The organism is uncultured Microbulbifer sp. (genome assembly GCF_947498635.1).
Lineage (GTDB): Bacteria > Pseudomonadota > Gammaproteobacteria > Pseudomonadales > Cellvibrionaceae > Microbulbifer > Microbulbifer echini.
The window spans coordinates 1-13,189 of sequence record NZ_CANMKV010000044.1 but is presented as its reverse complement, the minus strand read 5'-3'; the positions used below and the strand labels follow the sequence as shown (position 1 = coordinate 13,189).

11 protein-coding genes and 1 pseudogene are annotated in these 13,189 nt (G+C 42.3%); 6 read left to right on the top strand and 6 right to left on the bottom strand.

The annotated features are described in order from the left end of the window. Positions 1-67: 67 nt before the first annotated feature. On the bottom strand, positions 68-832 hold the full coding sequence (locus Q1A69_RS17240) for an amidohydrolase family protein (RefSeq protein WP_299588183.1): 765 nt from the start codon (positions 830-832) through the stop codon (positions 68-70). A 152-nt stretch (positions 833-984) separates the two neighbouring features. On the opposite strand from Q1A69_RS17240, the gene Q1A69_RS17235 reads away from it, so the two are divergent. The 4 genes from Q1A69_RS17235 to Q1A69_RS17220 all read left to right on the top strand — a co-directional run bounded on the left by Q1A69_RS17235 (position 985) and on the right by Q1A69_RS17220 (position 4,203). Further along, the gene (locus Q1A69_RS17235; protein ID WP_299588179.1) at positions 985-2,388 is read left to right on the top strand and encodes an MFS transporter; all 1,404 of its coding nucleotides are present in this window, start codon (positions 985-987) and stop codon (positions 2,386-2,388) included. Positions 2,389-2,789: 401 nt separating this feature from the next. Next, positions 2,790-3,005: a hypothetical protein gene (locus tag Q1A69_RS17230; protein ID WP_299588177.1), complete on the top strand. Its 216-nt coding sequence runs from the start codon at positions 2,790-2,792 to the stop codon at positions 3,003-3,005. A gap of 18 nt (positions 3,006-3,023) precedes the next feature. Continuing rightward, entirely contained in the window at positions 3,024-3,752 is a 729-nt protein-coding gene (locus Q1A69_RS17225) for an MFS transporter (RefSeq protein ID WP_299588215.1), read from the top strand. Further along, positions 3,664-4,203 carry an MFS transporter gene (locus tag Q1A69_RS17220; RefSeq protein ID WP_366525604.1) on the top strand — a complete coding sequence of 180 codons (540 nt, stop codon included), beginning with the start codon at positions 3,664-3,666 and terminating at the stop codon, positions 4,201-4,203. Before Q1A69_RS17225 ends, Q1A69_RS17220 begins: the two co-directional genes overlap by 89 nt. A 207-nt stretch (positions 4,204-4,410) precedes the next feature. Here the strand turns inward: Q1A69_RS17220 and Q1A69_RS17215 are convergent, their stop codons facing one another. Next, a complete protein-coding gene (locus Q1A69_RS17215) occupies positions 4,411-4,899 on the bottom strand; it encodes an AAA family ATPase (protein ID WP_299588170.1) in 489 nt (162 codons plus the stop codon). Positions 4,900-5,105: 206 nt separating this feature from the next. Continuing rightward, positions 5,106-5,963 carry a hypothetical protein gene (locus Q1A69_RS17210; protein ID WP_299588168.1) on the bottom strand — a complete coding sequence of 286 codons (858 nt, stop codon included), beginning with the start codon at positions 5,961-5,963 and terminating at the stop codon, positions 5,106-5,108. Positions 5,964-7,055: 1,092 nt separating this feature from the next. On the opposite strand from Q1A69_RS17210, the pseudogene Q1A69_RS17205 reads away from it, so the two are divergent. Continuing rightward, a pseudogene (locus Q1A69_RS17205) lies at positions 7,056-7,706 on the top strand (transposase). A gap of 90 nt (positions 7,707-7,796) precedes the next feature. Here the strand turns inward: Q1A69_RS17205 and Q1A69_RS17200 are convergent. The 3 genes from Q1A69_RS17200 to Q1A69_RS17190 form a co-directional block, all read right to left on the bottom strand. Continuing rightward, positions 7,797-8,858 carry a HupE/UreJ family protein gene (locus Q1A69_RS17200; protein ID WP_299588165.1) on the bottom strand — a complete coding sequence of 354 codons (1,062 nt, stop codon included), beginning with the start codon at positions 8,856-8,858 and terminating at the stop codon, positions 7,797-7,799. Then, positions 8,848-9,765, bottom strand: coding sequence for a peptidylprolyl isomerase (locus Q1A69_RS17195; RefSeq protein ID WP_299588163.1), 918 nt, complete (start codon positions 9,763-9,765; stop codon positions 8,848-8,850). Before Q1A69_RS17195 ends, Q1A69_RS17200 begins: the two co-directional genes overlap by 11 nt. A gap of 102 nt (positions 9,766-9,867) precedes the next feature. Then, the gene (locus Q1A69_RS17190; protein ID WP_299588160.1) at positions 9,868-11,784 is read right to left on the bottom strand and encodes a DUF3604 domain-containing protein; all 1,917 of its coding nucleotides are present in this window, start codon (positions 11,782-11,784) and stop codon (positions 9,868-9,870) included. 177 nt (positions 11,785-11,961) lie between these two features. On the opposite strand from Q1A69_RS17190, the gene Q1A69_RS17185 reads away from it, so the two are divergent. Beyond that, positions 11,962-12,990, top strand: a complete 1,029-nt coding sequence (locus Q1A69_RS17185) for an AraC family transcriptional regulator (protein ID WP_299588155.1) — start codon at positions 11,962-11,964, stop codon at positions 12,988-12,990. Positions 12,991-13,189 lie beyond the last annotated feature (199 nt).

The following is a 13,189-nucleotide window of genomic DNA, read 5'->3' as shown; positions in this document are numbered from 1 at the left end:
CGTTAAACCCAAGAGAATAATGCATCGGTCAAGATGAACCCTACATATTCAATAGTGTATTAAAAAGTTACTGGCGTCGGAGATAAAGTGCTTGAGCATTTTTCCAGAGAACCTTACTGGCCCCCGGTTCACCTAAAGTGTCTTTGATCAGAGTGACATCTTCATTACAAAAGGGGCGCGGCGCCCTTGTCGAGGGAAGGTCAGAGCCAAACATAAGGCAGTCTGGGTTTGCCTGGTATAAATTGTTGATAGCTACCGCTGGGTCGAAATCAACGCGACCGAATCCCGAGGCTTTCACTTTGACGCCTTTCTCTGCAAGTGAGAGTAAGTATTTCAAACCAGATGAGCTGAGTCCGAGATGATCAATAGATACTCGTGGGAGAGTGACTAAGGTAGTCATGAGAGGCTCCAGCCGAGCGGCGTCTACATAAAGCTCTACATGCCAGCTAGCGAGGTCATAGACTCTCTGGGCAAAACTTTTGATTTTTGTTATATCCTCAGAACCGCCACGCTTTAGGTTGAACCTGACAGCTCGAACCCCCTGATTATTTAGCGCCAAAATAGTTTCGTCACTGCTGTCGGATAGAATTTGGGTAACGCCCACAAACCCTTTGCCCAGTATATTCAGTGCGTCTTTTAGATAGGTTTGGTCCTGCTTTTGGAACGATCCTGAAACGACAGCGCCGCCAACTAAGTTAAACTCTTTTAAAGATGATAAGTAGTCATTAATAGTAAAGCTGTTAGGAGTAAATCCCTGGTTAGGATAGATTGGATATCCGGGAGCAATAATATGAAAATGACTATCAAATACTGTGGTTTTTACGGTTGACATAATAAACGACTCATAAGATATACTGGGTAGGTCATTGATTTCTACCAAAATACTCCGTCACAAAAAAAACCATGTTAGAGGAATAGATGGGCCAGACTTACTAGATCAAATTTTAAGCTTGCGCTGCCATAGGAAGTGCTAGGAAGGAGAAAATGACGAAGGCTAAGCCTCCTCTAACGAAAACACAATTTCTTGGGTTATTTGCCCTAAGCCTAGCGGTTTTCCTGATTGCCAATGACTTTACTGCTTTTTCTGTGGCAATTCCAGCTATGGAAAAGGAATTTAACTCCAATATCACCACAGCTCAGTGGGTTATTAATGGGTATACCCTGGTCTTCGGAGTTCTTATCATCTCTGGTGGACGTCTGGCAGATATGCTTGGACGTCGTCGCATCTTTTTTATCGGCACCGCGATCTTTGTTTTTTTCTCCCTGCTCGGTGGACTTGCGGTTGATATGTGGATGCTCTTGGTGTCAAGGGCATTGATGGGTATTGGCGGAGCGTTGATGTGGCCGGCGATACTGGGGATGATCTATGGATTGATGCCGGAGGATCGTTCCGGTCTAGCTGGTGGCTTAATTATGACGGTCTGCGGCGCATCCAATGCGATAGGACCAATGCTCGGAGGAGTGTTAACTGATTTAGCGAGTTGGCGTTGGATATTCTTTATTAATCTCCCAATAGCCCTTTTGGCGTGTCTAGTCTGTTGGAAGGTGGTGGCAGATGACAGCCCAGAAGATGTGAAGGAGAAGATTGATTACGCAGGTGTAACAACCCTATCTATCTCCCTGTTTGGTTTATTGGTTGCATTAGATTTTGCTGTAGATTTTGGTTTTAAAAGTCCAATCATTATTTCCCTATTTTCAATATTTCTGGTTTTTATGGGTCTGTTTATTATCGTTGAGCGCAATGCGGGGATGAATGCTTTGATTCCCGAGGACGTAGCCAGAAATAGTAAATTTTTTGCTGCAGGTATTGCAACCCTTTTATTATCAGTAGTTTTCTTTGCTGCTTTGTTATATGTCCCCCAGTTTTTGACAAAAGTTCGAGGATATTCCGCTGCATTTTCCGGTATTGGTTTATTACCCATGATGATGGTATTTGGTATTGTTTCTTATGTATCAGGTAGTCTTTATGAGAGGTTGGGAGCAAAAGTTATCGTATGTGCCGGTACTATATGCATGTGCGTAGGAATGTTTATGCTTTCCCACTTGACTAAAGATACTACCTACCCGGTATTGATTCCCGGATTAATGATACTGGGTGCTGGGGTTGGGCTCTTTTACTCCACGATCACCACAGCAGCTATCACCGTGGTGGACCCCTCAAGATCTAGTTTGGCAGGGGCCATTCTGTATATGTTCCAAATTGCTGGGGGAGCTATCGGGCTGGGCATGAATACGACGATAGTGGCTATGGCTCCAGACTTACCGACTGGAATAGATAGAGCGTTTACTGTGAATGCTTACCTGGCCCTCGCTGGATTAGTAGTCTGTATATTATTTGTTAGTGGTAAGGATGTAAAAGTGGACTATGAAGAGGAGGGTATCTTATAAAAGAGTTAACTATAGATGTGAGGATGAATCGGATAAAAAATTATTCTCTCTTAAAATAGCTTTGTATCCACTATCGATTAGTTCTAATAAATGAAAGGTTCTTTTATAGAGTTACTGCCAATGGTTCGTGCTGCTACGAGTTTTTTACTGTTTCCGACTTATAATTTTCATGCTATTTAAGGGGGTTGTCGAAATATTTGATCAGGAATTTAATTGACCTCTGGTTTCCCTAGGTGTATGAGGTGAATCATTATTTATTTTTTTGAATGAAACATTGGTTATGAAGGTGGGGGTAAAAATTACAAGGTATAAACCATTCATAAAAAAAATCACGTAGTGCTTAAGAGGTTGACAGGTCAAATTTTCTAGAATCAGCTGTGTTTCTCAAGTGGAAAAGCTATTTGAAAGATAAAATGACAAAATCCAATACACCACTGAATAAAGATCAAATTCTAGGGTTGGTCGCATTAGGTCTGGCGATATTTTTAATTGGGAATGATTTTACGGCCTTCTCCGTAGCTATCCCCGCGATGGAAAAAGAGTTCAACTCAAACATCACTACGGCCCAATGGGTCATCAATGGATACACCCTTTTGTTCGGTGTTCTGATAATCTGAGGTGGCCGTTTGGCAGATATGTTTGGACGCCGCCGTATCTTCTTTATAGGCAGTGTTTTCTTTGTACTATTTTCCTTTCTCGGTGGCCTTGCGGTTGATATGTCCATGCTATTGGTGTCGAGGGCGTTGATGGGTATTGGCGGCGCCATGATGTGGCCAGCAATCCTGGGGATGATTTATAGGTTGATGCCTGAAGATCGATCAGGTCTGGCAGGGGGCCTAATTATGATGATAGGTGGTGCATCAAATTCAATGGGGCCGATGCTGGGTGGGATGTTAACTGACTTTGCCAGTTGGCGCTGGATCTTCTTTATCAATATACCAATTGCTGCTCTGGCGTGTTTTGTTTGCTGGGAGGTAGTTGCAGACGATAGCCCGGATAATTTGGAGGAAAAGATAGATTATGCAGGTGTAACAACCCTGTCTGTATCCTTGTTTGGCTTGCTGATTGCTCTGGATCTTGCGGTAGACTTTGGTTTCAAAAGCCCGTGGATTGTATCCTTATTCTCTGCTTTTTTGATATTTATAGGGCTTTTTATTATTGTGGAAGGTAGTGCTGGGAGCAATGCTCTGATACCTAAAGATGTAGTCAAAAATAATAAGTTTATTGCCGCTGGAATTGCAACCCTTTCTCTATCCGCGATTTTTTTCAGTGTTGATGTATATTCCTCAGTTTCTTACCAAAGTCCATGGTTATTCCGCTATATTTTCCGGTATTGGATTACTCCCAATGATGCTCATCTTTAGCATTGTTTCATATATTTCTGGCAGCTTATATGAACGGCTGGGGGCCAAAGCTATCGTTTCGGCCGGTACCGTATGTATGTGTGTTGGAATGTTTATGCTTTCCCATTTAACTGAGCATACAACATATCCTTCTCTAGTTTCCGGTTTGATGATTCTGGGCGCAGGAGTAGGCCTTTTCTATTCTACAATTACTACGACAGCAATAATGGTTGTCGCTCTCTCCCGCGCAAGTTTAGCTGGCGCCATATTTTATATGTGCCAAATCGCCGGTGGTGCCATTGGGTTGGGAATGAATACAATTATTGTTACAATGGCCCCGAATTTGCCCTCAGGTATAGATAGAGCTTTCACTGTGAACGCCTATTTAGCACTGGCTGGATTGGTGGTCTGTCTATTGTTTGTTAACGGTAAAGATGTCGAGGTGGATTATACAGAGGAAGGAATAGTGTAATGATATTTTTAATTAGGTTTTAAGAGTTATGCTAATTGTAACCTTTTTTAGTTTGCAGAGAGCCCTAGTGAACTTGCCCCTGTTTAGGCCCAATATTCTGATGGGCTCCGCACAGGTTCTATTAGGGGCCAGAATGCTAAGAGCGGCCATCATTCCATGAAAAAATTAAATAGATGGCGGCAATTAAAGATAAAATTATTGTAAGCTTTACAGGTAGGTTGGATTCTCTGTGTAAGCAGATTTTTTTCCTTTAAAGGAATTATAAAATCTCAGGTGCGCTTGATGCGAAAAGGTGTTGGCTCTAGAGTAATAATCTCTGATCCAGTTCACTAGCATATTAAGATTTGCATCTTGCGCTTCTTTAGATTCATACTTGTGCGGTTCCCAGGGGCGATTTTTGGCATTATCTAGGCACTGTTTTACATTAAGATCCATAAATATGATCTCGGTGGCTTGGGCAATCAGAAGCTCAAGCAAATCGGTATAGCACCCCTCCACAACCCAGCTTACCTGCTCTTTAAGGAAAGTCTTCATTTGAACTCTAGACTCTTCTATAGGCATTCTCTGGGGAGGTGTAGTTGGCAGCCATGCTAGGGAGTCTAAATCTAAGTGATACAATCCTGATTTTCTGGAAAGATGTTTCGCTAATGTGGATTTCCCAGAACCTGAATTACCGAATATCAGTATCTTATCCAATTAAAAACCTCTTTGAAAAATACAATGCTAGCGTTTTGTATGTAAACTTCCAGCATTATCCGAGTTGTAGTTGAATTACAAGTGCAGGCATAACAACAGTAAATAACTAGGTTGTACTATAGACACGTTCAATAATATCGTATCTACTAATCCTGCACAAAATATATCACCTTTTATTATAGCGTGATACTAACCAGAGGAAAGTTCTACCCTAAAATACCCTTGACCGTGCTTAGATGTTCGTGTTGAGGAGTATACCTGATTCCGTTGTTGGGTGAAAAACCATAGTGCTCAGCAAGTGCAGTCACCAGTACGTAGGTGTAGAAGTCACCAATCGAGGTATCGCCACTAAATTTATCTGCCGCCTTTAACAGCTTTTGTTTGTTTTCTGATAATTGCTGTCCTGTTTTTTCAAAATTTAAATAATCGCGTGTATCGCTATACATCCAGGCAACGATAATGGTATTCCCCATTGCTGTAGGTGCAAAAATGCCTACCACATTTGAGGCGACAGCCAGGAAATCTCGGCGGATTGTTTTATAGTATTCACTCCAAGAAGCATCGAATGAAGTAAGGTTCTTTCTCATCCCCTTAAGTGCAATAATTGTCGCTACAACACCATTAATTTTAGACGAAATGTCATTGATAGAGGCTACCAATGAGAGTGAAGAAATTGCAAAGTTCTCACGTCTGTCTTCTTTGAGGGCTTCATTTTTACTAATTTTCTTGTCTATTTCTTTTGTGAGGTGTGCGGTGGAGCATCGTCTTTGATAGTCAACAGCTGCATGTCTGAAGCTTTCTCGCAGTTTATCCAGTCGCACAATTTCAATCGTAGGTACTTTTGAAGTTAAGTATTCTTTGAGAAAGGAATGAATGGCCAGAATACAGCTCACTTCACTGTTGAGATTGTTCCAATAAACCTGTCCTTTAGCAGAACGGTCACGACCGGCAATATAGTTGTTGGTGACATCCTTATTTATAATTTTGCTCCAAGCATCATAGCCTGTAGAGCAAAACTTAACCATCTCTTGTATTTTCGTATCAGTAAAAACATCTGCACTCATATTCAGTCCCTTTATGAGGTGGAATTTATAAAATGTAAAATCAATGTCGCTTTTGTATTGAATTCAGAAAAAACAGTTATAACGAGCGGCATAAGAATAAAGATAAGGATCCATAACCTTGAGTATAATAATTATAGAGCTGCCATGCGGAGTAAGGTATGCCAAAACCCAACAGGTGCAGCTGCCACTCGATAAACGCAGAGAACATTAGCATATTTACTGCTCAAATAAATTACTTGTTGGCACACCGCATTGGTGATGAAAAATGAGCATGTACTTTGGCTGAGGTTAAGAAAACTGAGGAGCTGTGGTGTTGCTGAGTAGCGTGCAAAATGGCACTAGAGTACGTAAATGTAAGTGGCTGGTTTGTTTTTATACATACATTACAAGCTGAAATAGTGCAAAAACTTTCAAGAGTGAACAAGAAGAAAGGGATGTAACCTTCTAGCGAAGGTTTGTTATGGAGGCTGTAAACCTAATTGTGTAACTGATTATGATTTCTTCCGTACTCTGCATCGGAGGAAATTATGAGCAGAATAGTGAATAACAAAGCACTTGAACGGCAGCTTCAATATCAGGTCATAGAGTTAGCCTGGGGGGGGAATCTGAAACCAACCTCTACGATTTCACCGAGAAACTGGTCAAGATGACCGTGGAGGCCGCACTTGGTGTAGAGCTGGATGAGCACCTTGGCTACCCCAAGAATGACCCAATTGAGCACAACTCTGTCAACAGTCCCAATGCACTAGCTCCAAGCGCCCCAAAGACCGGCTTAGAGTGGTTGATATCAGTGTTCCCCGCGATATAACTGGCACCTTCAAGCCGCATTGTGTTCGCAGGGCGCAGGCTCGCCTTACCGGAATGGTCGATCAAATGCAATCCCTATACGCGAAGGGATGAGTACCCGCGATATCGCCGATGCCTTCAACGAATGTGCGATGCCGAAGTCTCAGCAGCCCTGTTATCTAAGGTTACAGAGCTGGTGCACAGTGCTGTGGCAGAGTCGCCCATTAGACCGGGTTTATCCTATTGTTTACCTTGACTGCATTGCTTAAAAAATCACACCATAATAAGCGGGTAATTAATATAGCTGTGTATGTGGCCCTGGGTATAAACATGGGGGGCCAGAAAGAGCTATTGGGCCTAAGGTTTGCTGAAACGGAAGGTGCCAAATTTTGGCCATCTGTGCTTACTGAGCTGAATAATCTTGGTTTGGAAGAGTTATTGATTGTATGCGTTGACGGTCTGAAGGGCTTCCCAGAGGCTACTGTGACAGAATACCCCCAGGCCAAAGTTCAGCTCTGTACCGTGCACATGGTACGTAACTCGCTAAAATACGTCCCCTGGAAGGATTACAAGGCCGTTACGGCCAATCTAGACCTCTGCCACAGAACCGGCAGCACAGATGGCGCGGGAGCGGTTTGTATCGGGGTGGGATGATAGCTACCCCCAGATTAGCAAGTCCTGGACGACCACTGGGTAAACCTAACCACTCTATTTGAATATCCGTCTGAGATCCGCAGAGTGATCTATACAACCAACTCAATAGAGTCTCTCAACAGGGTTATTCGTAAAGCCACCAATCAACGCAAGGTGTTCCTTTCGGATGACTCCGCGATAAAAGCGGTGTATTTAGCTATGCAGAGCGCCGCCAAAAAATGGGCTATGCCGATCCGTAACTGGAAGTCGACTTTAACCCGATTTATGATCGAGTTCGGTGAACGACTCACCGATTATCAATAAACAACTGGAAGAGGCGGTTCGACAGAATTATTTACATTCTCGAAACGTACACTATTCTAAATATTTTACGCAATAAGAATCTCTATCTATTTAATAGATTACTTCCAAAGACCGGCTAACGACCCAATATCCACTTGCTATCCCCACTAGATATATTGCATATTTTGACTGCGTAAGGATGTGATTAGTAATTTCGGAAAACTTCCACTTGGAAACTGCCAGTTTAGCCATATAAGCTAAAAAAAGTAAAAGCAAGACAAATATTAACTGTCCTAGTTCAACGCCTATATTAAAGCTGATTAAAGCCGTTATTTTCTGGTTGTGAGGAAGGCCCAACTCGGCCAACGCACTGGCAAACCCAAATCCATGTAATAACCCAAAACCACTAGCGACAATGGCTGGAAATCGCCAGGCTAAAGTTTCTTTGTGTCGATGGTTACCAGCGTTTACAATCTCAGCAGCTAATACCATAATACTCAGCGGAATTAATACCTCTACAATATCCACCCTTACACTGAATACGTTCAAGCTTGCGAGCCCGAGAGTGAGTGAGTGCCCTAAGGTAAATCCGGTAACTGCTATTGTAATCCCTTTTAGATTACGGGCAATATAGACCAGACAAAATACAAAAAGCAGATGATCATAGCCTTCCAGTATATGTAGGAATCCAGCTTCAATGTATTGTCTGACATATTGCCAGATAGACAACTCGGAAGGTAAATGTATCTCTATGGCCTCTGGGCCATTAAAGAGATTAATGATGCCGCCATTCATTTGCTCAAAGCGGATTAGAGTAGATAATGCTGGATTAGCAACTGGATATCCGATCTTTATTATCAAGCGTTCATCTGGCTGGGTATTTGTTTGTGAAAGGGAAGGCTGACACTGATATTTTTTGGTGTTGTAACGAGAAAAAAATTGTGTCTCTGGTAGTATTTGGCAATAATCACCTGTTAGGTATACTTCTGGTTCTGTTCCAGGTTGCATAACCGGTGGGATTTTCCAACGCAATATATATTGGTTTTCTGGGCGTTCTTGTAACTCTATATAAACTGGTCTTCCGTCATGGGTAAAACCAAGGTTGCTAAATGCAACACCGAGTAAGGTAGCGAGAAAAATTAGTGAGTTTTGGTAGAGATGTCTATTTGGCATAGGTAACTTCCGTAGATACATTCGGCATAGGAGAGCTCCATACAACCTGGTATCTGTTCATCAATTCTTCTATCTTACGCCGCTTTTTTTCTTCCATTTTTTCGTGACGATAATCTGCTCGCACTAATGGGGCAGCTTCTCTAAAGTTAGGCAGGCGGCTGCTTTTGTTACTAATGGCAAGTACAAGATGTAGGCCATAAGGGGATTCAAAGGGACCCGACCAGGTGTTTAAGGGCAGTTGAAAAGCCCATTTTGCAAAAGCATCCCCAAAATGACTAGCCACTAACTGGGGGGTACGCTCTACATAGTTTCGATGAAATACAAACCGATCCCCATAAAGAGAGGATTTCTCAAAGGCTTCTGATTTTTTTAAAAGATGGTCCAATGTTCGTTTTGCTGTTTCCTTTAGTTTTATCTTTGAGTGGATTTTATGATCGAAAAAAACATGAGTGAAAGTAATGGAGGCGTCAATGCGATATTTTTCCTGGTGAAGTCGAAAGTAAGCCTCCAAATTATCTTCGTTAATATTGATATCTTCGAAGAAACCTTCAGTCACATATTCCAGCTTCTGAATAAGCCGCCGTCGTATAATCTGATCATTTTCTTGCAAACCAAGATTAATCGCCTCACGGTATAGTATCTCTTCCTGAATGTAGTCGGCAATCAGGTTGGCCCTTTCTATGTCTGTTAGATTTTGCCAATAACGTCTGGAATAAATTGGGTTAAAAGTCTTTTTTTGGTACTGAATATATTCAATTAAGTTGTCTTTATTTAGGAGTATGATGTGCTCTTGGTCAGAGCCATCACCTTTCTTTTCTATTAATTCGGCACCAACAAATAGAAGCAATGCAATAATCAAGAAGTGTATTAACGGATCCCTGCCCAATCGACTAAAGCTCCAGTACATACAATATCCCCCGAAAATATCTAAAGATCATTCACTCGAATATATAAACTGTTTTCTGGACTAGACTATTTACCTGCTTTACAGCATTGGTTCATCAATATGCTATGGTGTATACCAAATGGGAGAGGTATAAGCACGTTCCTGGATAACTGCGGGCCCTTCAGAGGGTATCTGAATGCTACCATTGTTGATTTCTTTTGTAGCCACGGCATCGTAAAGTGAATGGCGTGGTGTCGGGATCTGTAATACACGCACATAGTAAAATGCTCTTTGATCAGCATCAAAACTCGGATCTTGCCACAAGGTAGATAACTCAAGAGAGCCCAAGGTGTTGGTATATAGACCTGTTTCCCGGTCAACGGTATCGCCCACAGGAATTAATTGTCCTCGATCACTCGAGGAACGTTCCCCAGACCAGGCAACATTAAAGATCTTCTCATAGCTTCGCCCCGACTCATCCAGCCACGATTTTACGACTTGGATTCGATCCAGATTTGCTCCTTTCGGGTCTTTAACCGCGCGTATTAACAGCTGAATTGGTTGCTCTGTCGCCTGTGGTCTAGTTAGCTCTCCACCCATTGGCACTCCGTAGATGTAGCCCAATTCAGCGATATTTTCAGCATCTATTGCGTGCTTTGGAAAATCCCACCCGGCAAATACACGCACCTGTATTCTTGGTCCTGTAGTTGCATAGACCTCGCGACGCTTAAACGCGGCGAAAAGGCTTTCGCGTGTGTTTTCACCTGCCCAAACTGCGGCGAGTCCAGAAGCAGACATATTCCAGCCAGTTGCTTTTGTTCCACCAATCACCGTGTGGGCGCGCTTACTCGCGGGTGTCGAGTCATGGGCAAATTTACCCCAGAAGTTATTCTCCTCTGCAGTCGATAGACCAGTATGAGAATCGGTGGAACCTATGAAGCCAAACTTATAGGGATTTACGCCAATTTTCTCTTCCACCTCCAAGCCAGTACGTAAGGCGGATCGAGCATAATCACCCTTAGCGACTCGATAGGACTCGGGATCGGCTTGTAGGTAAAATGGATAATTTTCGAAATCGGCGAAAGGATCTAGAGGTGAAAGCTGTGAATGCGTTTCGGAATCGCCCTTAATTTGTGTTACCTCTACTAAAGGCTCCCAGCGCATACGTGTACGGGCATATTGTGTATCAATTGGCTCACCACGTAGTGTAGTTTCTGCGAACATGTAACCCTTTGATACGTTAGAATTATGCGGAATAGCAATGAATTCACTGCCAGTTCGCTCAGAAGTCTCATCCAGCCAGCGCCATAAATCTTCAGGGTACTGACTTTGGTCTGACCCAAAAGGCAGATACTGCCTGGCCTGTTTTGACCCATTCGGGGATACCACCACCCTGTGTAAGTTAGCTCCAGTTGGCGTTGAACTCCACTCCCAGCCGATAAAGCTTGTAAAGGTGCCGGGGTTGTAGTGGCGCTCTGCGGCATCGATTATCTCGTTCCAGGCACTTGCTCGGGTTTTATTTAGATCTCCCAGCACTGGTTCTGGGGGCGTATTAGCAGGATCCCGAACAGGATCTACGAAGACTTCGGTGTTAAGTGCCTTAGTTGGCAGTAGCTCATTGAAAATATCCATACCCTCATTCACTGAGACTTTATAACGAATATGCTGCTTGGCAAACCAGCGCATTATCGACTGGTGAAAGGGCATTTCAGTATCGAGTTGATCTGTTTTATTGACCACTGCTCTCATAACCCCCAATCCCTCCGCGTGATCTGAAACCACAAGAAAATCCAGTGGCGTATTTATACGTACCTTTGCATGAGTATAAGGATGAATAACTGGCTGTCCTTTGGCCCAACGATAAGCTGTGTCTGGTGTTGCCGAATAATTTTGACTTAGGAAGGCGTCGAATGAGTAAGAAGTGTGAAGATGCATATCTCCCCAGAAAAGCTGAGTAGGTTCACTCGCCTCAGTACCTACGCATACAGTACTTAGCGTCACCCAGGTAAGCACGGTTGCCTTCTTCCTTAGATATTTCATAATTTAATCGTTTAAGTAGCTTGGCATACTTTGAAAACACTAAATTTCCTTAACATACAAAGCGCCTTAAGTTAATCTTGATAAAGGGAAAAATATTAGATTTCATGCTACTCGCCTGGGTTATAGGCTTCTTTGCCTATCCAGACAATCTGTTGACTAATTAGGACACATTTGCAAATGGCTGAGAATGGACACACAACCATTGCAACCTGGGTACTACCCATTATTGAGGCTCTAAAATCCTATTGTTCTACCCAAGAAATCTTGCAACGAGCAGGAATTGACCCTAGCTGCATAGGAGATGCCAATCAAAGAATCCCTGTAGAGAACATGAAAAAATTATGGATCCTTGCTGAAACTATATCTGGCAATGATTGTATTGGCTTGCAAGTTACTAAATATGTCAACCACACAAACCTTCACGCCCTAAGTTATGCCCATTTAGCGAGCAGTTCTATCAGAGAAAGCCTATTGCGATCAGCTCGATTCTCAGAGGTGGTTAGTACTGCCATGAGAATGCATGTTCGCGAAGAGCGGCAACATGTCGTAGTATCCTGGGAAAAAGCAGAGGGTTTATCATATGAACCTAGTATTCATGCTATAGATGCCTTTATGGGCCTACTAATAAAATCTATTAGCAAGATATGCCCAGATGTTTATCATCACTTAATTGCAATTTATCTAGAGCGATCAAGTCCTGCCATTCCTAAATATCACCAAATGATGTATGGATGCCCTATCAAATTTTCAGCAAATATTTGTGAGATTAGGCTTAGGCGTGATTTTGTAGATCGACAACTCACTTCGGGCAATAATGAATTAGCCAAAATCAATGAGATGGCACTTATAGATTATCTGGATCGTTTAAAGAAAAATGACATGGTTAGTATGACAACTAGGGTTCTTATAAATATGATGCCTTCAGGAAATTTTTCGCAAGAAGTGGTGGCTGGAGAGCTTGGCGTTAGCTGCCGTAGCCTACATAGAAAACTAAAAGAAAATGGTTCCAGTTATCAGACCATACTTAATAAAGTTCGTGAATATCAAGCTATGCAATATCTCAAACAAAAAGAATTGCCAATTACATCGATCACTTATTTACTCGGATTTTGTGATGCCAGCAGTTTCTCAAGAAGGTTTAAACAATGGACTGGGCAATCCCCGCGGGATTTTCGTAATAAGCATGTTAAATATAATAAAGACTAGATATTCGCATAACAAAAAGAAAAACACTTTATGTAAGGTGAAGGCTGTTTCATTAACCTTGCAGAGCTGCTCGCGCACTTAATTTCTAAAAAGGGTAATATTTATTAATTGCTTTAATAGTCTAGGGAGACTCTGAAAAATAGCTTTCTAACTCTGCATTAGGTTTCACACAGCAAAAAAATGAATGTTTTTTAGTCAA